Below are 25,023 nucleotides of genomic sequence, written 5' to 3'. Positions count from 1 at the left end.
CGTCGTTCAGGACGCCGCGATCATATCGGAAAAACGCGCCCGCGCCTCGTCCAGCGCGATTTCTTCGCGCGCACCCAGCCGTGCCAGCGCCGCCGCGCAGCGCCGGGCCGCCTCGCCCTCCAGCAGCGGCGCGCGGGAGGCGACCTCCGCCATCTCGTCGAGCCGGCCATTGCAGTGGAGTGCGAGGTCGCAGCCGGCGGCGAAGGAGGACTCTGCCCGGCTCGCCAGCGAGCCCGCCAGCGCACCCATGGAGAGGTCGTCGCTCATCAGCGCGCCGTCGAAGCCGATATGGCCGCGGATGATCTCGTCGATGACGCGCTTCGAGGTGGTCGCCGGGCGCTCGGCATCTATCGCGGCGTAGACCACATGCGCCGTCATGCCGAGCGGCAGGTCGGCCAGCAGGCGGAACGGCTCGAAATCGGTCGCCTCCAGCTCGGCGCGCGACGTCTCGACCACCGGCAGGCTGAGATGGCTGTCGGCACGGGCGCGGCCATGGCCGGGAATATGCTTGAGCACGGGCAGCACCCCGCCCTCCATCAGCCCCCGCGCCGCCGCGCCGGCGAGACGGGCGACCTGCGCGGGCGTCGTACCATAGGCCCGGTCGCCGATAATGCCGTGGCCTTCCGGCAGGCGCAGATCGGCGCAGGGCACGCAATCCACATTGATGCCGAGCGCTGCCAGGTCCTCGGCCATCAGGCGCGCGCCGAGCCGGGCCGCCTCGGCGGCCCCCTCCCTGTCGCCGGCCTCGGCGCGGCGGGCGAACACCTCGGCTGCGGGGTAGGCCGGCCAGTGCGGCGGGCCGAGCCGCTGCACGCGCCCGCCTTCCTGGTCGACTAGCACCGGGGCGTCGGGCCGGCCGACCGCAGCCCGGAAGGCCTCGACCAGCGCGGCGACCTGCGCCGGCGTCTCGATATTGCGGCGGAAGATGATGAGGCCCCACGGCGCGGAAGCGCGCAGAAACTCCGTCTCGTCAGGCGTCAGCGCAATGCCGGCGCAGCCGGTGATGAAGGCACGGGGGGCCGATGCGGCGCTCATGGTCGGATGAATGCCGTTCAGTTGCGCTGGACCATGCAGTCGCCGCCCTGGGCGCGAAGCGCCTCGCAGAGGCTGACCGCTTCGTCCCGCGAGCCGAAGGAGCCGACCTGAGCGCGGTAATAGACACCGCGATCGCCGAGGTCGGCGCGCTTGACGCCGAAGGGCTGGTTGGCGAGCAGGCCGGCATATTTCGACTGCATGCTGCGCCACGTCGCCTGCGCTTCCGCTTCCGAGCGCACCGAGGCGATCTGCACCACATAAGCGCCGGCGGGAGCCGTGGCGCCGGCGGCCGACGCAGGCGCGGCAGCCGGGCGGGGAGCGGCGGCCGGGGTCTGGACCGCAGCCGGCATGGCCGGGGCGGCCGCGACGCGCGCGGGTGCCGGTACGTTATCGACGATGGACGGCGTGGCGGAGAGCGGGGTCGGGTTGGTGGAGACCGGCCCGCCGCTGCCGGTGTTGAGCGGGATCGGCGCGGTGCTGGTCGGCTGGGCCGAGGACTGCACCGGAGCAGCAGAGGGCGGCGGCGACGGCGGCGGCGAATCCTCGACGATGGTGCCGTCGGCGCGCACGGTGAGCGTGCGCACGCGCTTGGGCTCGGCAGCGTTCGGATTGCCGCCCGCCTGCGACGAGGAGCCGGAATAGGCCGGCGCCGTCGTGATCACGCGCGGCTGCGGCTGGGCGGCCTGCGACATGTCGACGGGCTGCTCCTCGCTGGAAACCACCTGCTCGTTGCCGGTCGTGGCATTGCCGCCGACGCGGTCATAGATCAGCTTCTGGCCGTCCGAGGTGGCCGGCTCCTTGGCCGGCTGGGCCGGCACCACCTTGTTCGGCCCCTGCTCGGCGCGGATCACCGGCGGCTCGCCTGAGGCGATCAGCGTGCCCTTGTGGCCGCCGACCAGCATATAGCCAGCCGCAGCCGCGACGACGAAGACCGCGATCAGGCCGCCGACCAGCAACAGCCGGCGGCGGCCGCGCCGCTCCGGCACCTCGTCCTCGACCTCGTAGGAATCATAGGCGTCGGCCGGGTTGTAGTCCGCAGCCGAGCGGCCGTAATCGTAGCTTTCCTCGTCGAGATCGAAGGGCTGGCCGGGCTGCGGAGCCGGGCCACGCGCGGCCGGCTGGGCCGGGGTCGGCGCCGGCGCGCGGGTGCCCTCGCGCTGCATCCAGGACGGCAGGCGCGATTCGGCGGGCGGCAGAGCGTCCTCGTCCAGGTCGCGCGCCTGAGACGCGCGCGCCGGGGCGGCGCCGCGCAGGATATCGGCATGCGCGGCATCGATGCGGCTCGCGTCGGCACGAGCGGCCTCAGGGCGAGACTGCTCGGGGCGAGCCGGTTCGGGACGCGGAGGCGCGGCGCGCGGCGTCTCCGGAAGCGGATCGAAGGACTGGGCCAGCGCGCGCGACACTGCGTTCACGCCGCGATCGAAGCCGGCCTCGGGCTGCGAGGCCGCAGGCGCCGAACGGCGCGGCGGCTCGGTCGGCTGCGGACGCGGCGGCACGAAGGGCGCGCGGTCCTGCGGGGCACGCTCCTGCGGGGTCCGTTCCTGCGGAGCCCGCGGATCGGCGGCACGGGGATCTGCGGCACGGGGATCGGGAATGCGGGTCTCTGGGGCACGGTATTCCGGCGCACGCTGCTCGGGCTGGCGGGCCTCGAACTGACGCGGATCGGCCAACCGGGGATCCGCCGGGCGCGGCGGCTGCGGGCGCGGCGGCCGGCCGAGATCGCGGGCGCTGTCGTCGACCGGGCTGCGGGCAGCGGATGAATGGCGGGCGCCCTCGTTATAGACCTCGGCGGCCAGAGCGGCGAAGGAGCCGGGCGCCGGACGGCCCGGCTCCGGCGCGCGCGGCGTCGCGGGACGCGGCTGCGGGGCACGCGGCGCCGCGGACTGCGGAGAAGGCGCCTGCGGAGCGGGGGGCGCGGGGCGGCGGGCGGCAGGATCGGGCGCGGCATGCGCCTGTCGCAGCAGGTCGCCGAACTCGTCCTCCTGCCCCATCAGCCGGGCGAGTTCCGCGAGCGGATCCTCGGCGGGCACTTCCGGCCGATTGCGCATGGTCTCGTTGGCCATTTCACAGAACCCGTTCGCAGTAGAACCAGACATCACCGCCGGGAAGGCGGCATTCGCGGCGGAGCTGGCCGAACGAAGCCTCGCGCGACGCGCTCACCGCATTTCTTCGGGCGCATCGACTCCAAGAATGGAAAGCCCTGAAGCGATGATCAGCGCGACCGCGTGCACAAGAGCCAGCCGCGCATAAGTGGACTTTCGATCATCTTCGATAATGAAGCGTAAATGTGGCATGTCCTTGCCGCGATTCCACTGTCCGTGCAGGCCGCTGGCGAGTTCGTAGAGGTAGAAGGCCAGCCGATGCGGCTCGCGCGCGGCCGCCGCCTGCTCGACGATTCGGGGATAGCTGGCCAGCAGCTTGACGAGCGCGATCTCCCCTTCGTCATCCAGCCGCGAAAGCTCGGCATCGGCGAAGGCTCCCGCCTCGGCCGGCAGGTCCGGAAAGGCCTCCTTCGCATTGCGCAGGATCGAGCTGGCGCGGGCATGGGCGTACTGGACATAGAAGACCGGGTTGTCGCGCGACTGCTCGATCACCTTGGCGAGATCGAAGTCGAGCACCGCGTCGTTCTTGCGGTTGATCATCATGAAGCGCACCGCGTCGCGGCCCACCTCCTCGACCACGTCGCGCAAGGTGACGAAATCGCCGGCGCGCTTCGACATCTTCACCGGTTCGCCGTTGCGCAGCAGGCGCACGAGCTGGCACAGCTCGACATCGAGGCTCGCCTGGCCGTCCGAGGCCGCCTTCACCGCCGCCTGCATGCGCTTGACATAGCCGCCATGGTCGGCGCCCCAGATGTCGATCATGCGCTTGAAGCCGCGGTCGAACTTGTCCTTGTGGTAAGCAATGTCGGCGGCGAAATAGGTATAGGCGCCGTCCGACTTCATGAGCGGCCGGTCGACGTCGTCGCCGAACTGGGTGGCGCGGAACAGCGTCTGCTCGCGATCCTCCCAGTCCTCCACCGGCTGGCCCTTGGGCGGCGGCAGGCGGCCCTCATAGACGAGATCGCGGGCGCGCAAGCTCTCCAGCATGCGGTCGATGATGCTCGACCCGCCCTCGGGGCGCGCATGCAGCGTACGCTCGGAGAAGAACACCTCGTGATGGATGTTGAGCGCGGCGAGATCGTCGCGGATCATCCCCATCATGGCGTCGATGGCGATGGCCCGCACGGGCGGCAGCCACTCCTCCTCGCTCTTGCCGAGCAGGGTGTTGCCGTACTTCGTCACCAGCGCCTTGCCGACCGGCACGAGATAGTCGCCGGGATAGAGCCCCTCGGGAATGGTGATCGCCTCGCCCAGCGCCTCGCGGTAGCGCAGATAGGCGGAGCGGGCGAGCACGTCGACCTGCGCGCCGGCGTCGTTGATGTAGTATTCGCGCGTTACCTGCCAGCCGGCGAAGGCCAGCAGGTTGGCGAGCGCGTCGCCGAACACCGCGCCCCGGCAATGGCCGACATGCATCGGGCCGGTCGGGTTGGCCGAGACGTACTCGACATTGATCTTCTGCCCGCCGCCCGCATCGGCACGGCCAAAATCCCGCCCGGCAGTGAGCACGGCGGCGAGGACGCGCGGCCAGTACGAGCCGTCGAGCGCGATGTTGATGAAGCCAGGGCCGGCCACCTCCACCCGCGCCACGCCGGGCAGCGCGGCGAGCTTGCCCGTCAGCTTCTCCGCGAGGTCGCGCGGCTTCATGCCGGCTTCCTTCGCCAGCACCATCGCCGCATTGGTGGCGAGGTCGCCATGGCTCGCCTCGCGCGGCGGCTCCACCACGACGCGCGCCGTGTCGATGCCGGCGGGCACGGCGCCCTCGGCGACGAGCTGGCTCACGGCATCGCGGACGTGATCGGCGAAGAGCGCGAAGAGGTTCATCTGGAAAGCTCCCGGCACGGCAGGGCGCGGGGATCGGTATGATCCGGCGTCGACGAGCGGCGCTACCGCAGTTCCGATGCCCTGTCAAAGAGCCGGGCGTGCTCGGCACGCGCGTAGCGGTCGGTCTGGCCGGCGAGGAAATCGGCGATGCGCCGCGCCCGCGCCGCCTCGGTGCGCCCCTCGACACTGGCGCGCCATTCCTCCGGCAGCGCGCCGGTGTCGGCCATATAGCGGTGGAACAGGTCGCGCACCACGTCGCCGGCCGCCGCCATCTCCTCCATCACGCGGGGATGGCGGTACATGCGCGGGAACAGGAAGGATTTGACCGCCTTCTCCGCCTGCGCGACGCCTTCCGAGAAGCCGACCATCGGGGCACCGAGCTGGCGGATCGCGTCCGCATTGGCGGGGCGCGCCAGTCCGATGCGGCGCTCGCTCTCGGCCACCGCGTCGGCGATCAGGGCTGTGATCATGCGCCGGCCGAGCTCATGGATGAAGCGCGGCCGGTCGAGCCCCGGCCATTGCGCCTTGATACCGGCGATGATCGGCCCGACCAGCGGCAGGGCCGAGAGTTCCTCGATGCCGAACAGCCCGGCGCGCAGCCCGTCGTCGAGGTCGTGCACGTCATAGGCGATGTCGTCGGCAATGGCGGCGACCTGCGCCTCGGCCGACGGCCAGCTCCACAGCCACAGATCCTGCCGCTCGGCATGCACTTCGATGGCGTGCGGCAGCGGGCCGGGCTGCGGGCCGTTATGCTTTACGATGCCCTCGTGAACCTCCCAGGAGAGGTTCAGCCCGTCGAAGCCGGGATAGCGATTCTCCAGCCGGGTGACGACGCGAAGCGACTGCGCATTGTGATCGAAGCCGCCATAGGCGCTCATGCAGGCGTCGAGCACCCGCTCGCCGGCATGGGCGAAGGGGGGATGGCCGAGATCGTGCGCCAGCGCCAGCGCCTCGCTCAGATCCTCGTCGAGGCCGAGCGCGCGGGCGATGGAGCGGGCGACCTGCACCACCTCCAGCGTATGGGTCAGCCGGGTGCGGTAATGGTCGCCCTCGTGATAGGAGAAGACCTGCGTCTTGTAGGCGAGCCGGCGGAAGGCGCTGGAATGGATGATGCGGTCGGCGTCGCGGCGGAAGGCGCTGCGCGTGTCGCCGCCCGGCTCGGCGTGCAGCCGACCGCGGCTCTCCTCGGCCTTCGACGCCCATGGCGCGCGCGGCTTCGCTCCGGCCACCGCCATGCACGTCTCCCCTGCCCGATCCGCTGCGAGACCCCTTTGACTCGGGGCCGGCAGCACTTAACTATTGAGGCAACCCATATTCAACCCGGAGGCCTCCCACCGATGCCTTCAACCGAAGACCGTCCGATGACAGAAACCTCCTCCGTGGGCGTCACCGCCAGCGCCGCCCGGCGCATCGCCGAAATCCTCAGCGCCGAGCCGCCGCAGAGCATGCTGCGCGTCAGCGTCGAGGGCGGCGGCTGCTCCGGCTTCCAGTACAAGTTCGACGTCACCCGCGAGCGCGAGGCGGACGACGTGATCATCGCCGAGGGCGCCGCCACCGTCGTGATCGACCCGGTGTCGCTGGAATATATGTCCGGCTCCAACATCGATTTCGTCGACGACCTGATCGGCGCCTCGTTCCGCATCGCCAACCCGCACGCGACCGCCTCTTGCGGCTGCGGCACCAGCTTCGCCCTCTGATGGGTCCCGTCGGCGTCCTTTGCGCGATTCCGCAGGAATTCGCGTTTCTCGCCGACAATCTCGCCAATGCCGAGATCACCGAGCGCGCCGGCATGGCCTTCCATGCCGGCCGGCTCGACGGGCATCGCGTGGTGCTCGCCCGCGCCGGCATGGGCAAGGTCAACGCCGCCATCGCCGCCACGCTGCTGATCGAGCGATTCGGCTGCCGCCTGCTGCTGTTTTCCGGCATTGCCGGCGGGCTCGACCCCGAGCTGTCGATCGGCGACGTGGTGATCGCCGAGCATGTGGTGCAGCACGACGCCGGCTACACCTCCGAGGAAGGCTTCGTCGTCTATCAGGCCGGGCACCTGCCCTTCTTCAGCCCGCATGACGGTCTCGGCCACGCCGCCGACGATGCGCTGATGGCGCGGGTACGGGCGGCGCTGGCCGATCTCACCCTCAACCCGATCTCCGCCGCCGGCAGCGACCGCCCGCCGCGGCTGCATTTCGGCCGCGTGCTCACCGGCGACCAGTTCGTGAACTCCGGGACGCTGCGCGAGCGGCTGTTCCGCGAGCTCGGCGGCGCGGCGGTGGAGATGGAGGGCGCGGCGATGGCGCAGGCGTGCAACGCCTTCGGCGTGCCGTGGCTGGTCGTGCGCGCGTTGTCGGACCTCGCGGGCAGCCAGTCCCATTTCGATTTCCGCCAGTTCGTCGACGAAGTGTCGCTGTCCTCCGCCCTTATCGTGCGCCGGTTGCTGCCGGTGCTGTAGCGCCCTTATCGCGCCCTTACGTTCCGCGCCTGCAATCCCTCTCGAAGCCTGATGCCGCGCCGCCCAGATTAGCGGCACGGCCGACCCCGGCCGATGGAGATTGCGATGATCCTGCTTACCCTGCGCACCGCCCTCGCGGCGATGTTCCGGCGGATAGACCGGCGCCTCACCGAGGCCACCTACCGTCACGGCTGCTATTGCATCGGCGACCTGAAGATCCGCCCGCGCGACGGCCACTGAAGCCATAGTGGCGGCGGCGGCCATTTGCGCCGGACTGGGCGAGACGGCATGCTGCGCCCGACTCGTGACAACGGACGCCCGCATGCGCATCGCCACCTGGAACGTCAACTCGATCAAGCAGCGTCAGGAGCACGCCGTGGCGTGGCTTGCCGAGACGAAGCCGGACCTCGTCTGCCTGCAGGAGATCAAGTGCGTCGACGAGGCGTTCCCGCGCGAGGCGTTCGAGGCGCTCGGCTACAATGTCGCCGTGCATGGGCAGAAGGGCTTCAACGGCGTCGCCGTGCTCTCGCGCCATCCCTTCGACGAGGTGACGACCGGCCTGCCGGGCGACGAGGCGGACGTGCAGTCGCGCTTCATCGAGGTGGTGGTGTCGACGGCGCAGGGCGTGGTGCGGGTGTGCGGCATCTACCTGCCGAACGGCAACCCGGTCGATACCGAGAAGTACCCCTACAAGCTCGGCTGGATGAAGCGGCTGAAGGCGCATATCGCGAACCGCCTCGCCTATGAGGAGCCGCTGATCGTCTGCGGCGACTACAACGTCATCCCCGCCCCCGAGGACGCCGCGCATCCGGAAGCCTGGACGAACGACGCGCTGTTCCTGCCGCAGACGCGGGCGGCCTTTCGCGAACTCATCAATCTCGGCATGACCGACGCGCTGCGCGCCGTCACCGACGCGCCCGGCCTCTACAGCTTCTGGGACTATAAGGCCGGTGCCTGGCAGCGGAACAACGGCATCCGCATCGACCATCTGCTGCTGTCGCCGCAGGCCGCCGACAGGCTGAAGGCGGTCGGAATCGACAAGCATGTGCGCGGCTGGGAGAAACCCTCCGACCACGTGCCGGTCTGGGTCGATCTGGCGCTGAACGCCGCGCTCTGAGCCGCAACAACGAAAAAGCCGGGCTCGTGCCCGGCCTTTCCTGACCTTCGTCCCGGCTGAAGCATCTGCGCCTCAGCGGTCGGCCTTCATGTACTGTTCGAGATAGACCAGCGCCATGGCGCGCTCGTCGGACGAGGCATTGGTGAAGGCGTCGTCATAGAGATCGACCACCCATTTGTCGTCCGGGCCGGCGGCGCCGTCGCGCGCGAGCGTCAGCCACATCAGGCCGCGCGCGGCCTGGCGCGGAATGCCCTCGTCGCCCTTGAACAGCAGCCCCCCGAGCGCCGCCTGCGCCTGATACTGGCCCTTATGGGCGGCGAGCCCCAGCCAGCGGGCGGCGAAGCGTGGGTCGCGGTTCACGCCGTCGCCGTCAATATAGAGGCGGGCGAGGTTGTACTGCGCGTCCGGGTCGCCGAAATAGGAGGCCGCATAGGCGAACATGTCGCGCGCCCGCGTCGCGTCGCGGCGCACCTTGCTGTTGGGAATGCCCACCAGATAATAGGCGCCGAGCGCCACGAAGGCATCGGCGACGAAGCGCGCCTCGGGTGCCGCCGGGTTGTCGTCGGCGTGCATGTTGGCGATCTGGCTGAAATACTCGAACGCCTTGATGTCGTTGCGCTCGACGCCTTCGCCTTCGGCATACATGCGCCCGAGCTTCCACTGCGCGCCGGCATGGCCCTGATCGGCGGCGTAGCGCAGCGAGTCGATGCCCTTGGCGGTCTCGCCCGAGCGCAGCGCCTGCGTGCCCAGCCGCACGATCTCGTCGACCGTGCGCGGCTTGCCCGTCGCGGGGGACCGCGCCGAGGTGTCGGGCGTGCCGTCGAAGGCAAAGGCCAACGTCGGGCCCAAAGCCGGCGCGAGCGCGACGGCAGCCAGAAGGAGGAGCGGCCGGAGGGCCGAGGGGTCAAATATCCGCATAGCACGTCGTCTCGGCCGCGCCGCCGGGGTGGGTGACCGCGCCCTGACGGGCGGGTCCCACGGCCTGCGCGAACTTCCAGATGGCCCCCGAGCCGACGGGCGAGGGACGAGGCTTCCACTCCGCCTTGCGGGCGGCGAGTTCCTCGTCCGAGAGCGCCACGTCCAGCGTGCCCTCGATTGCGTCGATGGTGATGATGTCGCCGTCGCGGATCAGCCCGATCGGGCCGCCGACCGCCGCCTCCGGCCCGACATGGCCGATGCAGAAGCCGCGCGTAGCGCCCGAGAAGCGCCCGTCCGTAATCAGCGCCACCTTGTCGCCGGCGCCCTGTCCGTAGAGGGCGGCGGTGGTGGACAGCATTTCCCGCATGCCGGGGCCGCCCTTGGGGCCCTCGTAGCGGATCACCAGAACCTCGCCGTCCTTGTAGGCGCGGTTGGTCACCGCCTCGAAACAGGCTTCCTCGCCGTCGAAGCAGCGGGCCGGGCCGGAGAATTTCTGGTTCTTGAGCCCCGCCACCTTCACGATGGCGCCATCCGGCGCGAGGTTGCCCTGAAGGCCGACCACGCCGCCGGTGACGGTGATGGGATCGTTGGCCGGGCGCACCACGTCCTGGTGCGGATTCCACTTCACCGAGGCGAGGTTCTCCGCGATGGTGCGGCCGGTCACGGTGAGGCAGTCGCCGTGCAGGAAGCCGTGGTCGAGCAGGGTCTTCATCAGCAGCGGAATGCCGCCCGCCTCGAACATGTCCTTGGCGACATAGCGCCCGCCGGGCTTGAGATCGGCGATGTAGGGCGTGCGCTTGAAGATCTCGGCGACGTCGAACAGGTCGAACTCGATGCCGACCTCGTGCGCCATGGCCGGCAGGTGCAGCGCCGCATTGGTCGAGCCGCCCGAAGCGGCGACCACGGTCGCCGCGTTCTCCAGCGCCTTGCGGGTGACGATGTCACGCGGGCGGATGTTGCGGGCCACGAGGTCCATGATCTGCTCGCCAGCGGCCATGCAGAACTTGTCGCGGATCTCGTAGGGCGCCGGCGCGCCGGCCGAATAGGGCAGAGCGAGGCCGATGGCCTCGGAAACCGTCGCCATGGTATTGGCGGTGAACTGCGCGCCGCAGGCGCCCGCCGAAGGGCAAGCCACCTGCTCCAGTTCGTCGAGATCGTCGAGCGACATGCCGCCGACGGAATATTTGCCGACCGCCTCGAACAGGTCCTGCACCGTCACCGGCTGGCCGCGGAAAGAGCCCGGCAGGATGGAGCCGCCATAGATGAAGATCGACGGCACGTTGAGGCGCAGCATCGCCATCATCATGCCGGGCAGCGACTTGTCGCAGCCGGCGAGGCCGACGAGGGCGTCATAGGCATGGCCGCGCATGGTGAGCTCGACCGAGTCCGCGATCACCTCGCGCGAGGCCAGCGAGGCCTTCATGCCCTCGTGCCCCATGGCGATGCCGTCGGTGACGGTGATGGTGCAGAATTCGCGCGGCGTGCCGTTCGCGCTGGCGACGCCCTTCTTCACCGCCTGCGCCTGGCGCATCAGCGAGATGTTGCACGGCGCGGCCTCGTTCCAGCACGAAGCCACACCCACCAGCGGCTGGTGGATCTGCTCGCGGGTCAGGCCCATCGCGTAGAGATAGGAGCGGTGGGGCGCGCGCGCCGGACCCTCCGTCACGTGGCGGCTCGGCAGATTGCGCTTGTCGATGATGGTCTTGACGTCCATGTCTGCACGCATCCCGGCGCGGAGGTTCTTCGGGCAACCGCGCCCGTACTCTTTATCCCCCGTCTATCAGTCGGATTTCGTGCCGGTTTGTGGCGGCATCGCGGCGCCAGCCGGAGCGTCTGGGCTTATGGTTGCGAATGCGTGACACTGTTGCCGCCCGGTCACAAAACCGCGCTAGGTCTGGCCGCTCGCGCCGGCCGCCCGCAAGGCAGCGCCGGTGTGCCGCAAGCCACTGGCCCGAATAGGGTTTTCATCATCGACTGCCAGCCGTCGCCCAGGCTGGCAAAGGCCGGCCGGCCGTTCGCCACGCGCCCGACCGCGCCACAGGGAGACGAGCATGTCGAGCGGTAATATCGTCGAGCGCCTGAGGGCCATGGCGGCCGATCTGGACTCTTTCCGCCGTGACAAGGTGGAGGACGAACTGTCGGAAGCGGCCGACGTGATCGAGCGCCTGCGCGCCGAGCTCGACCGGCTGGAGGCGCTGCTGGAGGCGTCCCGCGCCGGGGGTGCGTCGCCGGCCGGCTGAGCCCCGCCCTCGCCGGCTTTCAGTCGACCGCCGAGCGCGTCCAGTTGGCGGCGGTGACACCGGGAAGGTGGCGCAGCCGCGCCACGGCGGCGTCGAGCTCGGCGACCCGCACGGAGGTGTTCACCAGCGTGGCGTGCAGTTCGGCAGAACCGTCCGCGCGGTCCTGCAGCTCCACGTCCTCGACCGGAAATTTCGCCGCCTCCAGCAGCTTCGCGACCTCGGCGCGCAGCCCGTCGGCGGCGGAAGCGCTGGAGATGACGCTCACCCCATAGGTCGCCTCGGTCGATTCGTCGTCGCGCGGAAGCCGCTCCAGCGCCGTCACCAGCGGGCGCAGCATGGTGTTGCCGGCCAGCACGAAGAGGGTCAGCAGCACGGACTGCGCGATCAGGTCGGCACCCGCGCAGGCGCCCACCGCCGCCGAGCACCACAGAGTCGCCGCCGTGTTCAGGCCGCGAATATTGGTGCCTTCCTTCATGATGACGCCGGCACCGAGGAAGCCTATGCCGGAGACGACGTAGGCCACCACCCTCACCGCTCCCTCGGGACCGGCCAGGTGCATCGCCATGTCGACGAACTGCGCGGCGCCGATCGCGACCAGCACATTGGTGCGCAGTCCGGCCGTGCGCTGGCGGTACTGGCGCTCGGCACCGATTAGCGTGCCCATCGCGAAGGCGACGACGAGGCTGATGATGGTCGAGACGAAGTCGCCCGCCTCGAAACTCTCGATGAACGGCACGCGCGCTCTCCCGCCCTGAAGCGACGGGCTCTAGCCCGGATCGCATGACGCTTCGATGACAAGCCCGCCGCGCCCGTTGGCGTCGCGGCCGGTGCAGTCGTCGTCCCGCCGGATCAGCCAGTCCGCTCAGCCAGCCTTGCCGAGCCGGGCCAGCGCCTCGCGGATCTTCTCGGCGCGCGCCGACGCCACGTCGCGGCGTTCGCGCTGCTCCTCGATCACCTCTTCCGGCGCCCGCTTGATGAAGTCGGCGTTGCCGAGCTTGGCGTCGACCTTGGCGATGTCGTCCCGCGCCTTTGCGAGTTCCTTGGCGAGGCGCGCACCTTCCGCGTCCATGTCGATGACGCCGACCAGCGGCAGCGCCGCCGTCTCGCCGCGCACCACGATCTGCACCGAGCCCGCCGGCGCCTCGTCGGCGAAGGTGATGCCCGACAGGCGGGCGAGGCGCAGCAGCACGTCGTTCCACTGCCCGACGCGGTCCACCGTGCCGGTGCCCGCCGCGACCAGCACGAGCGGGATCTGCGCCCCGGCCGGCACGTTCATCTCCGCGCGCACCGAGCGGATCTCGGTCACGAGGTCGATCAGCCAGCCGATATCGGCCTCCGCCTCCGGTGCCTCCAGCCCGGTCAGCGCCGGCCATTGGGCCAGCACCAGCATCTCGCCGCGCGGCGCGCCGGTCTCGGCGGTGCGCGCCCACAGCTCCTCGGTGAGGAAGGGCATGAAGGGGTGCAGCAGCTTGAGGATCTCGTCGAGCACGAAGGCCGCCGTCGCCCGCGTCTCCGCCTTCCAGCCCTCGTCATTGCCGGTGAACACCGGCTTGGCGAGTTCGAGGTACCAGTCGCAGTAGATGTTCCAGACGAAGCGATAGGCCGCGCCCGCCGCCTCGTTGAACTTGTAGTCGACCAGCGCGGCGGTGATCTCAGCACCGGCCTTCTGCGTCTCGCCGAGAATCCAGCGGTTCAGCGTCGAGCTGACCGCATGGGGATCGAAGGCCGGATCGCGCCCGCAGCCGTTCATCTCGGCGAAGCGGGCGGCGTTCCACAGCTTGGTCGCGAAGTTGCGGTAGCCCTCGACGCGCGAGGTGGCGAGCTTGATGTCGCGCCCCTGCGCCGCCATCGCCGCCAGGGTGAAGCGCAGCGCATCGGCGCCGTATTTCTCCACGAGGTCGAGCGGGTCGATGACGTTGCCCTTGGACTTCGACATCTTGGCGCCCTTCTCGTCGCGGACGAGGGCGTGGATGTAGACGTCCTTGAAGGGAACGACGTCGTCCTGGAAATGCAGGCCCATCATCATCATCCGGGCGACCCAGAAGAAGATGATGTCGAAGCCGGTGATCAGCACCGAAGTCGGGTAGAAGCGCTTGAGCTCCGCCGTCTCGTCGGGCCAGCCGAGCGTCGAGAACGGCCACAGGGCGGAGGAAAACCAGGTGTCGAGCACGTCCTCGTCGCGGGTGATCAGCGCCGCGCGCTTCTCCGCGTCGACGGCGAGTTCCTGCGCCTCGGCATCGCTGATGATGCCGGCCTGCACGCAATGCGCCAGCGCCGCGGCGACCGCCGCCTCCTCGGTCTCCTCGACGAAGATCGAGCCGTCCGGCCCGTACCAGGCCGGGATCTGGTGGCCCCACCAGAGCTGGCGCGAGACGCACCATGGCTGGATGTTCTCCAGCCACTCGAAATAGGTCTTCTCCCAGTTCTTCGGCACGAAGTTCGTCCGCCCCTCGCGCACGGCGGCGAGCGCCGGCTGTGCGAGGGTGTGGGCATCGACATACCACTGGTCGGTCAGCCACGGCTCGATGACAACGTTCGAACGGTCGCCATGCGGCACCATGTGGGTGTGCGGCTCGATGCGGTCGAGCACGCCCCGCTCCTCCAGCAGCGCAACAATGGCCTTGCGCGCCGCCTCGCGCGACAGCCCGTCGAGCGCCAGCGCGGCGTCCAGATCGGCGCCCGGGAACGTTCCGGCGAGGAAGTCCTCATTGCCGACGAGCGTCACGCGCGCTTCCGAATCGAGCACGTTGATCATCGGCAGGCCGTGCCGGCGGCCGACCTCGAAATCGTTGAAGTCGTGCGCCGGGGTGATCTTCACCGCGCCGGTGCCCTTGGTCGGGTCGGAATAGGTGTCGGGCACGATAGGGATGAGGCGGCCGACCAGCGGCAGGCGCACCTTCGCGTTCGCCGCGACAAGTCCCTGATAGCGCGGGTCTTCCGGGTGCACCGCGACCGCCGTGTCGCCCAGCATGGTCTCGGGCCGCGTGGTGGCGACGACGATGTAGTCGCGGGTCTCGAACTCGTAGGGCAGCCCGTTCTCGTCGAAGGCGATGGGGTGCTCATAGGTGACGCCGTCGGCGAGGGGGTAGCGCAGGTGCCAGAGATTCCCCTTCACCTCGACCTGCAGCACTTCGAGATCGGAAATGGCGGACTGGAACTTTGGGTCCCAGTTCACCAGCCGCTTGTCCTTGTAGATCAGCCCTTCCTTGTAGAGCCGCACGAACACCTTGAGGACGGCGCGCGACAGGCCCTCGTCCATGGTGAAGCGCTCGCGCGACCAGTCGGCCGAGGCGCCCAGCTTCTTGAGCTGGTTGATGATGGTGCCGCCGGATTCTTCCTTCCACGCCCAGATGCGCTCGACGAAGGCCTCGCGGCCCATCTCGCGCCGGCCGGGGAGCTTGCGCTCGGCGAGCTGGCGCTCGACCACCATCTGGGTGGCGATGCCGGCATGGTCGGTGCCGACCTGCCAGAGCACGTCCTTGCCGCGCATGCGCTCGAAGCGGCAGAGAATGTCCTGCAGCGTGTTGTTGAGCGCGTGCCCCATATGGAGCGAGCCGGTGACGTTGGGCGGGGGAATGACGATGCAGTAGGGCTCGGCCCCGGCCCGCTCCGGCCGCCCGGCCTTGAAGGCGCCCGCCTCCAGCCATGCCTGGTAGATGCGGTCTTCGACGGCAGCGGGATCGAACCTGTTATCGAGCATTTTGGCTCCGGCACCTTCCTGTGAACGGGTGCGAGAGAAAGCGGAGCCGGTGGCGCAAGTCAACCCAAGCGAAGCGATCGGGCTGGCCCGCGCGCCGCGCGTGGCTTCGCGCGGCTAGAGCTGTCAGGAAGAGGGGCGGAAGGCGGGCGGCGCCGGCGCGCCGGCGCTCACTGGCCCTGGCGGGCGACGCGCTCGATCTCGGCGCGCACCAGGCGCTCCACCAGCGCCGGCAGGTTCTCGTCGAGCCACGCCTTCAGCATGGGCTTGAGCGCCTCGGCGACGAGATCGTCGACCGTACGCGCGGGCGCGGCGACCGAGCGCTGCAGCGAGCCGAAGGCGGCCGACACCGCCGTGCTGGCCGGCGTCGATACGAGACGCTCGCGCGCGCCCTCCCCGGCGGAGGCCGGCGCCTCGGCGACGGCATGGCGGGCAGCGCTGTAGCGCGGCTCGGCGGGACGGGTCTCGGAATGGCGGGGTTCGGAAAGGCGAGATTCCACCAGGCGGGCCTCCAGTCGCGACAGCGGCGCCGATGAACGCGGCGCGGGAACGCTTGTCTGCACGGGAACGCTTGCCGGCACGGACGCCGCCGGGGTTTCAACAGAAGCGGCTTCGGCGGCCGGCACGGAAGCCGGCTCTTCCGGGAGTTCGGTACGTACGGACGCGTCAGGCGCCGGAGCGGCATCTTCAAGCCCGGCCGCAGGCGCCACCACCGGAGCGGATTCGGCGGGCTTCGACGCAGCGATGATGACCGCAGACGCGGCCTCCACCGGCGCGGCAACCGCCGGCGCGCTCTCGGCAGAGGCGGGAGGCACGCTCCCCACGACGGCCACGGTCTCGGCAGGCGCCGCGACGGCCGGCACGGCGGAAAAGGCGTCGGACGGCGCGGACGGCAGAACGGGCGCCACCGGCTCGGCCGCACGCGAGGCCTGCGGTTCGGCGGATACGGCCTTCACTTCCGCCGGGGCGGTCTTCGCCTCGACGGCCGCCGGGCGCACAGGCGCCTCGGCGGGCCGGGACGCGACGGGCTGAGACACGGCGGTGCGGGCGGCGGCGAACGGAACCTGCGCCAGTTCGGCCTGCACCGCCTGCTCCACCAGCGCCAGATCGAGCAGCGCGCTCGCCAGCGGTGCGTCGAGACCGCTGGTGTCAGGCAGCGGCGCACGCGGCACGACGGACGGGCGCGGCTCCACCGCGCGGAGATCGGGGGCGCGAAGGTCAGACGGGCGCGGATCGGAAGCGCGGGTGCCGACCGCCGGCATATCGAACGCGGGCTCCGGCGCCATCGCATACGCGGCGGAGGTAGCGACACCGCGCGCACGCGGCATGAACGGGTCGGCGGCCGGGGCGCGGCCGGGCGGCACATAGTTCACCGGGGCCGCGCCGGGGCGCAGCGCAGCGCTGGACGGCGCGGCAAAGCTGCCCGAGGGCGGCACCGGCCGTGTCGTCGGGGAGGCGGCCGGCGCGGGCGCGAAAGGCTCGGACGCGCGGCTACGCGGCGCAGGGACCGGCGGTGCGGCGCGCGAAGACGAGCCGGCAAGCCCCTCGCGGCCGGGTGTCGCCGTGCGGCCGAACGGCTCCCGCGCATAGGAATCGCGCGCATAGGGATCGCGAGGCGCCTCGCGGGAGGCGTCACGACCCGACATCTCGCGGGGGACATAATTGTCCCGCCCGGACGAAGGGCGCGACGGCTCGCTGCGTGAAAACTCGGAACGCGAGAACTCGGAACGCGCCGGCTCGGCGCGGACTGAGGCTTGCGGCATCGGCTCGGCGGCCACCTCGTCGGAGATGATGCGCCGGATGGAGGCCAGTATCTCCTCCATGGACGGTTCGTTCGCCCTCGCATTCGCCGACATTGCGCTGATTCCGATCATCGAGCCGACACGGCGCAGGCCCAGCAGCCGCGTCGCGCGAATCATGCGTTAAGACTTCGTAAAGTGTGTACTGCCCGGCGTCGCGCGCCAAGCCGTAACATCTCGACGCCCCCCGGAGATTGGTGCGTATGGTTAACCGGCCCCGGAACGCGGATCGGGGCCGGTGGCGCCCTCACTGGCCGCCGGGCGTACGCACGCCGATCCAGGCGTCGCGGACCTGGTTGTAGTGAACCTGCGGATTGTAGACCGGCACCTTGAGGCCGAGCCGCACGGCGTTCAGCTCGCCGCTGGCGGAGAGCACCGCATAAGAGGCCACCACGCGGTCGCGCTGGGCGATGACGAGGCTGGCGCGGGCGTCGAACAGCGCGGTCTGCGCGTTCAGCACGTCGAGCGTAGTGCGCTGGCCGACGCGCCATTCCTCGCGCACGCCGCGCAGCGCGATCTCGTTGGCGGCGACGGAGGCCTGCGCCGATTCGATGGCCGCCTTGGCCGCTTCCAGCGCGCCCCAGTACTGCACCACATTGGAGCGCACCTGGTCGCGATTCACGTCGACCTCGATACGCAGCTGGCCCAGCGTCTCCTTGGACTGCCGGATCGTCGCGTATTCGGCGCCGCCCTGATAGATCGGCACGGTGAGGTTCAGCGTCGCCGCCGCCGAGGTCTGCCGCTCGGTATTGGTCGAGCTGTTGTAGTCGGACGACGCCGAGCCGTTCAGGCTGAGCGTGGGCGACAGAGCCGCCTCGGCGACCTTCACGTTGGACAGGCCCGCATCGACGGCGAATTCCGCCGCCTTCACCGCCGGATGGTGGCCGATGCCCTGCGCGATGGCGGCGTCGAGGTTCCTGGGCAGCAGCCGGTCGATCGGCCGGCCGGGCGACAGCTTGACCGGCTTGAGGCCGATCACGCGGAAGAACACGGCATTGGCGGTGTTCAGGTTGGAATCGGCAAGCGCGAGGTCGCTCTGCGCATTGGCGACCGAGGCTTCCGCCTGGGCGACGTCGGTCCGGGTGATCTCACCCACCGAGAAGCGGTCGCGGGCCGCGCGCAGTTCTTCCTTCAGCGCTTCGAGGTTCTGCTTCTGCAGGTCCACCAGCGCCGCGTTCTGCAGCACGTTCATATAGGCGGTGGAGGCGTCGAGCAGCACGAGCTGCTCGGTGTTGCGCAGCAGCTCGCGCTGGCCGCGCACCTGCGATTCGGCGCTGCGCACCGAGTTCGCGGTCGCCAGGCCGTTGTAGATGGTCTGGCTGATCGTGATGCCGAAGCCGGTCGGCGAGGTCTTGGTGACGGAGAGCGAGCCCCCGCTCAGCGCCGCCGCCGAACCCGGATCAAGCCGCGTCTCGGTCCATTGCTGCCCCGCATAGGCACTGCCGAAGATCTGCGGACGATAGCCCGACAGGGCGATCGGCACATATTCGTCGGTGGCGCGCGTCGCGGCGCGCTGCGAATTGAGTGTGGGATTGTTACGGTACGCGGCCACCAAGGCCTGCTCAAGAGTCTGAGCCGTCGCCGGAACTGAAATGCCCATGGCAAAAATGACCGCCGCGAATGCGACGACCTTACCCCCGGTAGCCGACAGCCACATGGTCCAAACCTCTGCGAACGCTTCACTGGGTGGAGTCGCCTGCCCCGCGACTCTCTTGTCTCTGATGACGCGTATGCAGGATAGGTGCTCGGAGAGGGGCTGTGAACCGTTCGGTTTGGTTAGACGAGCGATTTAATCGGACACGCGGCAGATCAGCCACAGGGGTGGACGAAAACCCTTAGAAAACAAAGCCCGGCCGCGCCTCGAAGCCCGGCAGCGGCGGCACGGCGGCGTCGAACACCACGCGCGAGCCGATGCCGCCGGAGGTGTGCGTGAACACGGTCGCGCGCCCGGCCCGGCCGCGCCCGACCACCGCCACGAGACGCCCGCCCGGCTTGAGCTGCGCCAGCAGCGATTCGGGCGCCGAATCGATCGAGCCGTTGAGCAGGATGACGTCATAGGGCGCCTCCGCCGGCCAGCCGGCGGTCATCGGGCCCTGCACATAGGCCGCATTGAGCAGGCCGAGCCCGACGAGCTCCGCCGAGCCCTGCGCCGCCAGTTCGGCGTCCTCTTCGAGCGCCACGACCTGCCCGGCCAGCTTCGCCAGCACGGCGGTCGAGTAGCCGCTCGCCGCGCCCACGTCGAGCACCAGCGCGTCCGGCCCGATCTCGGCCGCCTGCAGCAGCCGGGCCAGCACCATCGGCTCCATCAGGTAGCGCGCGGGCGCGCCTTCCTTCACCAGCAGATCGTCGTCGATGTAGGCGAAGTTGCGCAGGGCCGCCGGCACGAAGCGCTCGCGCGGGGTCTCCAGCATGGCAGCCACGATCCGCAGGTCGGTGACGTCGTTGGCGCGGACCTGCGCGTCGACCATGGCGCGGCGCATCTCGGCGAAATCGATCATTCGGCGACAACCTCGAAACGAAACGGGCATGGCGCCCACGAGCGCCCACGGGCCACCGCGCCGCAGGGCGCAGCGGGACGCGAGCGCAGAATTGCGGCAGCAGCGCGCCCAATGCAAGCGTCGTGACGGCCCTGTCTCGAAGATTTCCAGCCTCGCGCCCCCTCGCCGCGCCAAGCTGCCGCAGAGGCGGGAGAGCGCCCGGCGGCGCCATCCACAGGCAGCGTCGTCCAGAGGCACATGCGGCGCGCTTCCCGACGGAGCGCGTTGCTCATCGCGAACAGCTCTGTTATGAGGCCGCCGGTCCATCGGGCGATGCCTCGCACGCCCGGTCGGCCACGTGGCGGAGTGGTTACGCAGCGGACTGCAAATCCGTGCACCCCGGTTCGATTCCGGGCGTGGCCTCCAGTTCACGCACGCGCCGCCGGCTGCTTACCGCGCCGGCGGCGCGTGTCGCTGGCCCCGGCAAGTCAAGGTTGCCGACATATTCCGATGCCGCATGAAAGCTAGTGTCGATCAGGGTTTGCCGGCCGGCAGAACCGCTCGGTTTGACAACACGCCGGGTTCGTCGTTGATGATCCCGCCGTTCCGCGCCCGCCCTTTCGGCGTGCCGACACGGGACTGCCCGGGCGCCGATCCGGGCCGATGTACAAAGGAAAGAGCCTGATGCTGCCCCCCAAGACGGCCAACGCGCTTCGCAACATGGTCAGCGCGGAGACCCGCGATACGGTCAGTCGGCTGTTCATGACCGATGGCCGCCGGCACTGGAAGGGCTACACGCTCTCCTTCCTCTTCATGGGCATCATGGCCGGGACGACCTCGGGGCTTGCCTATCTGATGGGCACTGTCATCAACCGCATCTTCGTCGAGCAGAATTCGTCGGCGATCTGGATCCTGTCCGGCGCGGTGGTGCTGCTCAGCCTCGTCAAGGGCTTCTCCGCCTATGGGCAGGCGGTGACGCTCGCCAGGGTCGGCAACCGCATCGTGGCCGACAACCAGAAGAAGGTTCTGGACCGACTGCTTTCGCAGGACGTCGCCTTCTTCACCCGCAGCCACACCGCCGAGATCATGATGCGCTTCAACACGGGCGCGCAGGCGGCGCGCAACGTGCTGAACCTCATCATCACCAGCCTCGGCCGCGACCTGCTGTCGGTGATCGGCCTGACCGCCGTGATGATCATCCAGGACCCGTTCATGGCGGGCATCGGCCTGGTCGTCATGCCCATCGCGGTGGTCGGCGTGCGCTCGCTGATCCGCAAGGTGCAGAAGATCTTCAGCCGCGAGTTCCACACCGCCATCCAGATCATGACGGAGTCGATCGAGGCCTTCCAGGGCATCCGCACGATCAAGTCCTTCACCATGGAGGACGACCAGCGCACCCGCATCTACGAGCGCATCGACCGGCTGGAGAAGGCCTCCAACCGGATGATCCGCGCCCAGTCGCAGTCCGGTCCGCTGATGGAGGCGCTCGGCGGCGTCGCGATCGGCCTCGTCGTCATGTATGCCGGCTGGGGCGTGCTGCATGGCGGGCGCACGCCGGGCGAGTTCTTCTCGGTCATCACCGCGCTGCTGCTCAGCTACGAGCCCGCCAAGCGGCTGGCCCGCCTCAACATCGACCTGACCACCCATCTGCTCGGCGCGCGCATGCTGTTCGACCTGCTCGACCGCCCGCCGGTCGAGGTCGACGCGCCCGGCACGCCGGCGCTCAGGGTCGAGGGCGGCAAGATCGAGTTCGACGACGTGTTCTTCGGCTACCGCGCCGACGAGCCGGTGCTGCGCGGCCTGAGCTTCATCGCCGAGCCCGGCCGCACGACGGCGCTGGTCGGCCCCTCGGGCGGCGGCAAGAGCACAGTCATGAGCCTTCTCGAGCGCTTCTACGAGATCGAATCGGGCACCATCGCCATCGACGGGCAGAAGATCACTGAGGTGACGCGCCGCTCGCTGCGCCAGGCCATCGGCTTCGTGAGCCAGGACGTGTTCCTGTTCTCCGGCTCGGTGCGCGACAACATCGCGGCCGGCCGCCCCTCGGCCACCGAGGAGGAGATCGTCGCCGCCGCCAAGGCCGCGCATGCGCACGACTTCATCACCGGCTTCAAGGACGGCTACAACAGCCGCGTCGGCGAGCACGGCGCCGAGCTGTCGGGCGGCCAGCGCCAGCGCATCGCCATCGCCCGCGCCTTCCTGAAGGACGCGCCGATCCTGCTGCTCGACGAGGCTACCGCCGCGCTCGACAGCGAATCCGAGGCGGAGGTGCAGAAGGCGCTCTACGAGCTGCAGCGCAACCGCACCACGCTAGTGATCGCGCACCGCCTGCAGACCGTGATCAACGCCGACCGCATCTGCGTGGTGGAGAAGGGCCGCGTGGTCGAGAGCGGCCGCCACGACGAGCTGATCACCAAGCGCGGGCGCTATTTCACCTTCCACCAGCTGCAGTTCGCCGGGCAGCAGGAACGCCTCAGCGCGTGAGGATATCCACATGCCACGCGGAACCGGCTTCACAAACCGGTCCCGCGTTGCTATATCGCCGGCCTCCGAGACGCCCCGGCGTCCCCGGTCCCTGATAGCTCAGTTGGTAGAGCGTTCGACTGTTAATCGAATGGTCGCAGGTTCGAGTCCTGCTCAGGGAGCCAATCTTTCTCTACAAGACATTGATATTGTTGAGTTTTCGCCGATCGTCCTCGGCGCAACCCTATCGATTTCCCTACGGCGTATGCCCCGCTTGAAGTAGCGAATCTGCTGGCTCTGACGCCGGACACATCCCCTCCCACGCACTTTTGGCTCCGCATGGGAGTCGAACCGAAAAGAAAACCCCGCCGCCCTTTCGAGCGACGGGGTGCAGCAGGCGGGCACGCCGGCAATGGGATACGTCCGTTCGGTGGCCCGCCGGCCGGTCAGAGGCCCTTGAAGGCCGTGTCTTCCATCCTCTGCGCCTCCTCGACGGCAAAAGCCAGGGCGTCGTCGATAAGGTTCCAGGCGTCGCTACGATCCTGCCCGTCATCCAAAGCGAGCTTGGCGAGGCGGATGGCCGACCTCACGCGGCTCGCGATGGCGGCGAGCTCGCTCTGCGTGGCGCGCGCCATCGTGCCGTTGTCGGCGTCTATGGGGGCGTGAACGTTCATTTCCGCACCTCCACAAGCACGCCGTTGACCAGCACGGCTTCGCGCAGCGGCACGTCACCTCTGGGGCGGCGCGGCGGATAGAACGTCACCCGCGGGAAGCTGGTCGCCTGAAACGGACGGCCCGTGATGTTAGCGAGATGCTGTAGCGTCTGTTCGGCGGCCTGCCGGCGCTCCTCGCGGGTGTCATACATCCGCTGGCCGAACCAGAATTCGTCTCGCAGAAGGTGAGCGGCGTCCGGGTCCGCAGCGAGGTCGTCGGCTGGGTCGTGCGGCTCGTCGAGGATATCGCAGCCGGCCGGGTCGTCGTCCTCGGCGTCATCGTCCGGCTCGAAGTCCAAGTCGCCATCCATGGCGTCCAGAGCCTCGATGGCGCGTTCGATGATGAGGGACAGGTCGCGCCGTGTGCTGGCGCGGTCGATGATCGGGGCTTGCCCGAAGTCAGGGTCGATTAGCATGGGAGTTGGCTTTCGTATCGGCTTTCCAAGGCCGTTGCCGGTGACAGACCGGCAGCCGGGAGTTGGAAACCTGCGAAAGCGACAGGCCAACGCGCTTTTAAGGGCGAACCCTCTGGACATAGCGCATCGCTCCCGGCCAATATGGCTAGGTCGACGCGCCCGCCAAGGCGCCGTCATGTGCACAATGCCTCCGCCAAGAGGCGTCGTGCTTCGGCGCTAAGCCCCGCCAAGGGTGTCGCGCTATAGCTTTCGTCCGGGTTTCCAAGCCCACGGACACATTCAACCCGATTCTCGTATTGCGCAAGCGCTGCCCTAAATGGGCGGCGGGCTTGCGTTGTGCGCTGCGAAGCTAGCCGGCCGCTTTCATCTTCGGTGTCGGCAGCCAATAGCCGTACTTGCCCTTGCGGACGACGTAGTGGGGGAGCTTGATGTTAGCCACGTGCCGCTCGCCTCGCGTCCAGCTTCCGCCGCGCCTCCGCCATCACATCTTCGACGGCGCCAACACCACTCCGCCGATCCAGCCAGGCGTCGATCGCCACCAGGTCGTAGTGCCCCGTGACGCTGCACGCCTGCGGGAAGCCGGCGCGGTACAGAGCTTCCCGCTTCAGGTTGAACTCGGCAAGCGTGAGATGCAGCCGCCGCGCCGCCTTCGTCGGCGGCACGAGACGCGGCTCTACGGCAAAGCGGATCTGGTTGGGGGCGGGGTTGGCCATGGCGCGCTCCTGTATGGAGCGGGAGGGATAGCAGAGTCGGCGCACCTGGAGCCTACGCCACGCCCCGCCGGAAGGAGCTTTACGAACTGATCCATCCGGAGACGGTGCATGGCGCCATAGGCGGCGGACACCAGCAGAGTCGCCATAATGGCGACTCTGCCAAAGCCGACCGCTTCACCCCCGAATCAGTCCGCGAGCAGGTACTCCGCCCCCTTCCCACCAGGTTGCAGACGTGGCACGCTGCTACCTCTGACGGAGGACAGGTATGACATACAAATTTTCAGGCCCCACCATCCAGTTTTCAGAGATTTTAGGTCGCCATGGTAACGTTAAATTTCAAGTAAAGTCCCCATCAGGCACAACGGGATCGTCAGTAACTGTAAAGATAATGACGCCAGTTGTCGGGAGCGAAACAAACGATCACGAGCGTAGTCGATTGAGAGAAGAGGCCAAAGCAATAATATTATCTCTTGCTGCGGAGATACAAGCGGGTACTGTTTAGCTAAGTGAGGCGAGTTTTCTCCACTCACGCATTATCGAGCGATGATAACGCAGCGTGGCGAATAGCAGATGTCTAAACGCAACGCCTATCACGTCACGATAGCGAGCCTGTTCCCCGGCGACGTCATCAGGCCGGAGCGTCACGCAGCCCTTTATCGGCAGTTTCGGCCAGGCGGGCCCATGCCGGCACCGGATTTCATCGCGAACCTTCTATGGGAGTTGGCGCTGGAGGCTGCGCGTGCTGCTGGAGCTCCGAACAAACCCTCACGCCTCGCAAGTGTCTATGCTTGGGAAACGCTTGAGGCCGCGCGCTTATTTCGCGAGCGGCGTGGTCCAGAGGCGGCGATTCTGGCGGTAGAATTTGGCAGCGACGCCCCACTGCATCGCGGGGATTTTGATCTCATTTCCAGCGGCAATCCAACCACCGCCTACGTGGATTATATGAGTGAGACGGCAGCTCGGTACTGGCTGGACCCGCCTGTTGGGATCGTCGTGACGTTGCCCCCAACTTCTATCCAGCTGTGAGTTCGCCCTGACGGTTGGATTTTCCCTCTCGGGCGTGCGG

Annotated in this window: 22 protein-coding genes and 2 tRNA genes; 10 read left to right on the top strand and 14 right to left on the bottom strand. The window is 68.9% G+C overall.

Translation table 11 applies throughout. The annotated features are described in order from the left end of the window. Positions 1 to 6: 6 nt before the first annotated feature. The 4 genes from nagZ to MWN33_RS10060 all read right to left on the bottom strand — a co-directional run bounded on the left by nagZ (position 7) and on the right by MWN33_RS10060 (position 6,193). Positions 7 to 1,035, bottom strand: a complete 1,029-nt coding sequence (gene nagZ, locus MWN33_RS10075; RefSeq protein ID WP_247200372.1) for a beta-N-acetylhexosaminidase — start codon at positions 1,033 to 1,035, stop codon at positions 7 to 9. Positions 1,036 to 1,052: 17 nt separating this feature from the next. Beyond that, positions 1,053 to 3,098 (bottom strand): SPOR domain-containing protein, encoded by a 2,046-nt coding sequence (locus MWN33_RS10070; RefSeq protein WP_247200371.1) that lies wholly within the window; start codon positions 3,096 to 3,098, stop codon positions 1,053 to 1,055. Between the two features lie 93 nt (positions 3,099 to 3,191). Further along, positions 3,192 to 4,958 carry an arginine--tRNA ligase gene (gene argS, locus MWN33_RS10065; protein WP_247200370.1) on the bottom strand — a complete coding sequence of 589 codons (1,767 nt, stop codon included), beginning with the start codon at positions 4,956 to 4,958 and terminating at the stop codon, positions 3,192 to 3,194. Positions 4,959 to 5,020: 62 nt separating this feature from the next. Then, positions 5,021 to 6,193 (bottom strand): deoxyguanosinetriphosphate triphosphohydrolase, encoded by a 1,173-nt coding sequence (locus tag MWN33_RS10060; protein ID WP_247200369.1) that lies wholly within the window; start codon positions 6,191 to 6,193, stop codon positions 5,021 to 5,023. 126 nt (positions 6,194 to 6,319) lie between these two features. Between MWN33_RS10060 and MWN33_RS10055 the strand changes: the two genes are divergently transcribed. From MWN33_RS10055 to xth, 4 genes are all read left to right on the top strand, one after another. After that, on the top strand, positions 6,320 to 6,655 hold the full coding sequence (locus tag MWN33_RS10055) for a HesB/IscA family protein (RefSeq protein WP_247200368.1): 336 nt from the start codon (positions 6,320 to 6,322) through the stop codon (positions 6,653 to 6,655). Next, complete coding sequence (locus MWN33_RS10050; protein WP_247200367.1) at positions 6,655 to 7,404, top strand: 5'-methylthioadenosine/adenosylhomocysteine nucleosidase; 750 nt, start codon at positions 6,655 to 6,657, stop codon at positions 7,402 to 7,404. The genes MWN33_RS10055 and MWN33_RS10050 overlap by 1 nt, the downstream gene beginning before the upstream one ends. 105 nt (positions 7,405 to 7,509) lie before the next feature. After that, positions 7,510 to 7,644: a hypothetical protein gene (locus tag MWN33_RS19065; protein ID WP_281493730.1), complete on the top strand. Its 135-nt coding sequence runs from the start codon at positions 7,510 to 7,512 to the stop codon at positions 7,642 to 7,644. An 82-nt stretch (positions 7,645 to 7,726) separates the two neighbouring features. Next, a complete protein-coding gene (gene xth / locus MWN33_RS10045) occupies positions 7,727 to 8,521 on the top strand; it encodes an exodeoxyribonuclease III (RefSeq protein ID WP_247200366.1) in 795 nt (264 codons plus the stop codon). A gap of 72 nt (positions 8,522 to 8,593) precedes the next feature. Here xth and MWN33_RS10040 read toward each other — a convergent pair whose 3' ends face one another. Together MWN33_RS10040 and ilvD are read right to left on the bottom strand one after the other, a co-directional pair. Next, a complete protein-coding gene (locus MWN33_RS10040; RefSeq protein WP_247200365.1) occupies positions 8,594 to 9,439 on the bottom strand; it encodes a tetratricopeptide repeat protein in 846 nt (281 codons plus the stop codon). Then, positions 9,426 to 11,153, bottom strand: coding sequence for a dihydroxy-acid dehydratase (gene ilvD, locus MWN33_RS10035; protein ID WP_247200364.1), 1,728 nt, complete (start codon positions 11,151 to 11,153; stop codon positions 9,426 to 9,428). Before ilvD ends, MWN33_RS10040 begins: the two co-directional genes overlap by 14 nt. A 337-nt stretch (positions 11,154 to 11,490) precedes the next feature. Here ilvD and MWN33_RS10030 point away from each other — a divergent pair, with 337 nt between their 5' ends. After that, the gene (locus MWN33_RS10030; protein WP_247200363.1) at positions 11,491 to 11,679 is read left to right on the top strand and encodes a hypothetical protein; all 189 of its coding nucleotides are present in this window, start codon (positions 11,491 to 11,493) and stop codon (positions 11,677 to 11,679) included. Positions 11,680 to 11,698: 19 nt separating this feature from the next. On the opposite strand, the gene MWN33_RS10025 is transcribed toward MWN33_RS10030, so the two are convergent. The 3 genes from MWN33_RS10025 to MWN33_RS10015 form a co-directional block, all read right to left on the bottom strand. Next, positions 11,699 to 12,415, bottom strand: coding sequence for an MgtC/SapB family protein (locus MWN33_RS10025; RefSeq protein WP_247200362.1), 717 nt, complete (start codon positions 12,413 to 12,415; stop codon positions 11,699 to 11,701). A 126-nt stretch (positions 12,416 to 12,541) separates the two neighbouring features. Further along, positions 12,542 to 15,379, bottom strand: coding sequence for a valine--tRNA ligase (locus MWN33_RS10020; protein ID WP_247200361.1), 2,838 nt, complete (start codon positions 15,377 to 15,379; stop codon positions 12,542 to 12,544). Positions 15,380 to 15,546: 167 nt separating this feature from the next. Continuing rightward, positions 15,547 to 16,812 carry a DUF2497 domain-containing protein gene (locus MWN33_RS10015; RefSeq protein WP_247200360.1) on the bottom strand — a complete coding sequence of 422 codons (1,266 nt, stop codon included), beginning with the start codon at positions 16,810 to 16,812 and terminating at the stop codon, positions 15,547 to 15,549. 226 nt (positions 16,813 to 17,038) lie between these two features. On the opposite strand from MWN33_RS10015, the gene MWN33_RS10010 reads away from it, so the two are divergent. Then, positions 17,039 to 17,302 carry a hypothetical protein gene (locus MWN33_RS10010; protein ID WP_247200359.1) on the top strand — a complete coding sequence of 88 codons (264 nt, stop codon included), beginning with the start codon at positions 17,039 to 17,041 and terminating at the stop codon, positions 17,300 to 17,302. A 120-nt stretch (positions 17,303 to 17,422) separates the two neighbouring features. Here MWN33_RS10010 and MWN33_RS10005 read toward each other — a convergent pair whose 3' ends face one another. Then, positions 17,423 to 18,832, bottom strand: coding sequence for a TolC family outer membrane protein (locus tag MWN33_RS10005; protein ID WP_425531990.1), 1,410 nt, complete (start codon positions 18,830 to 18,832; stop codon positions 17,423 to 17,425). Positions 18,833 to 19,010: 178 nt separating this feature from the next. Further along, on the bottom strand, positions 19,011 to 19,673 hold the full coding sequence (locus tag MWN33_RS10000) for a protein-L-isoaspartate O-methyltransferase family protein (protein WP_247200357.1): 663 nt from the start codon (positions 19,671 to 19,673) through the stop codon (positions 19,011 to 19,013). 331 nt (positions 19,674 to 20,004) lie between these two features. Here MWN33_RS10000 and MWN33_RS09995 point away from each other — a divergent pair. From MWN33_RS09995 to MWN33_RS09985, 3 genes are all read left to right on the top strand, one after another. Next, positions 20,005 to 20,078: transfer RNA gene (locus MWN33_RS09995), tRNA-Cys, on the top strand. A gap of 258 nt (positions 20,079 to 20,336) precedes the next feature. Next, positions 20,337 to 22,136, top strand: coding sequence for an ABC transporter ATP-binding protein (locus tag MWN33_RS09990; RefSeq protein WP_247200356.1), 1,800 nt, complete (start codon positions 20,337 to 20,339; stop codon positions 22,134 to 22,136). Positions 22,137 to 22,224: 88 nt separating this feature from the next. Next, positions 22,225 to 22,300: transfer RNA gene (locus tag MWN33_RS09985), tRNA-Asn, on the top strand. Positions 22,301 to 22,561: 261 nt separating this feature from the next. Here MWN33_RS09985 and MWN33_RS09980 read toward each other — a convergent pair. The 3 genes from MWN33_RS09980 to MWN33_RS09970 form a co-directional block, all read right to left on the bottom strand. After that, entirely contained in the window at positions 22,562 to 22,789 is a 228-nt protein-coding gene (locus MWN33_RS09980; protein ID WP_247200355.1) for a hypothetical protein, read from the bottom strand. Beyond that, the gene (locus MWN33_RS09975; RefSeq protein WP_247200354.1) at positions 22,786 to 23,244 is read right to left on the bottom strand and encodes a hypothetical protein; all 459 of its coding nucleotides are present in this window, start codon (positions 23,242 to 23,244) and stop codon (positions 22,786 to 22,788) included. The genes MWN33_RS09980 and MWN33_RS09975 overlap by 4 nt, the downstream gene beginning before the upstream one ends. A 431-nt stretch (positions 23,245 to 23,675) precedes the next feature. Next, positions 23,676 to 23,957 carry a hypothetical protein gene (locus MWN33_RS09970; protein WP_247200353.1) on the bottom strand — a complete coding sequence of 94 codons (282 nt, stop codon included), beginning with the start codon at positions 23,955 to 23,957 and terminating at the stop codon, positions 23,676 to 23,678. 570 nt (positions 23,958 to 24,527) lie between these two features. Between MWN33_RS09970 and MWN33_RS09965 the strand changes: the two genes are divergently transcribed. After that, positions 24,528 to 24,983, top strand: a complete 456-nt coding sequence (locus MWN33_RS09965; protein WP_247200352.1) for a hypothetical protein — start codon at positions 24,528 to 24,530, stop codon at positions 24,981 to 24,983. Positions 24,984 to 25,023: the final 40 nt, after the last annotated feature.

Source organism: Ancylobacter koreensis (assembly GCF_023016525.1).
Lineage (GTDB): Bacteria > Pseudomonadota > Alphaproteobacteria > Rhizobiales > Xanthobacteraceae > Ancylobacter > Ancylobacter koreensis.
Note: the sequence above shows the minus strand (reverse complement) of the source record. Positions and strands in the feature narration are given on the sequence as shown.

Bases quoted from the DNA above. Each gene is read 5' to 3' on its own strand.
- nagZ (WP_247200372.1), bottom strand. From the start codon at position 1,035: ATGAGCGCCGCATCGGCCCCCCGTGCCTTCATCACCGGCTGCGCCGGC.
- MWN33_RS10070 (WP_247200371.1), bottom strand. From the start codon at position 3,098: ATGGCCAACGAGACCATGCGCAATCGGCCGGAAGTGCCCGCCGAGGAT.
- argS (WP_247200370.1), bottom strand. From the start codon at position 4,958: ATGAACCTCTTCGCGCTCTTCGCCGATCACGTCCGCGATGCCGTGAGC.
- MWN33_RS10060 (WP_247200369.1), bottom strand. From the start codon at position 6,193: ATGGCGGTGGCCGGAGCGAAGCCGCGCGCGCCATGGGCGTCGAAGGCC.
- MWN33_RS10055 (WP_247200368.1), top strand. From the start codon at position 6,320: ATGACAGAAACCTCCTCCGTGGGCGTCACCGCCAGCGCCGCCCGGCGC.
- MWN33_RS10050 (WP_247200367.1), top strand. From the start codon at position 6,655: ATGGGTCCCGTCGGCGTCCTTTGCGCGATTCCGCAGGAATTCGCGTTT.
- MWN33_RS19065 (WP_281493730.1), top strand. From the start codon at position 7,510: ATGATCCTGCTTACCCTGCGCACCGCCCTCGCGGCGATGTTCCGGCGG.
- xth (WP_247200366.1), top strand. From the start codon at position 7,727: ATGCGCATCGCCACCTGGAACGTCAACTCGATCAAGCAGCGTCAGGAG.
- MWN33_RS10040 (WP_247200365.1), bottom strand. From the start codon at position 9,439: ATGCGGATATTTGACCCCTCGGCCCTCCGGCCGCTCCTCCTTCTGGCT.
- ilvD (WP_247200364.1), bottom strand. From the start codon at position 11,153: ATGGACGTCAAGACCATCATCGACAAGCGCAATCTGCCGAGCCGCCAC.
- MWN33_RS10030 (WP_247200363.1), top strand. From the start codon at position 11,491: ATGTCGAGCGGTAATATCGTCGAGCGCCTGAGGGCCATGGCGGCCGAT.
- MWN33_RS10020 (WP_247200361.1), bottom strand. From the start codon at position 15,379: ATGCTCGATAACAGGTTCGATCCCGCTGCCGTCGAAGACCGCATCTAC.
- MWN33_RS10005 (WP_425531990.1), bottom strand. From the start codon at position 18,832: ATGTGGCTGTCGGCTACCGGGGGTAAGGTCGTCGCATTCGCGGCGGTC.
- MWN33_RS10000 (WP_247200357.1), bottom strand. From the start codon at position 19,673: ATGATCGATTTCGCCGAGATGCGCCGCGCCATGGTCGACGCGCAGGTC.
- MWN33_RS09990 (WP_247200356.1), top strand. From the start codon at position 20,337: ATGCTGCCCCCCAAGACGGCCAACGCGCTTCGCAACATGGTCAGCGCG.
- MWN33_RS09980 (WP_247200355.1), bottom strand. From the start codon at position 22,789: ATGAACGTTCACGCCCCCATAGACGCCGACAACGGCACGATGGCGCGC.
- MWN33_RS09975 (WP_247200354.1), bottom strand. From the start codon at position 23,244: ATGCTAATCGACCCTGACTTCGGGCAAGCCCCGATCATCGACCGCGCC.
- MWN33_RS09970 (WP_247200353.1), bottom strand. From the start codon at position 23,957: ATGGCCAACCCCGCCCCCAACCAGATCCGCTTTGCCGTAGAGCCGCGT.
- MWN33_RS09965 (WP_247200352.1), top strand. From the start codon at position 24,528: ATGTCTAAACGCAACGCCTATCACGTCACGATAGCGAGCCTGTTCCCC.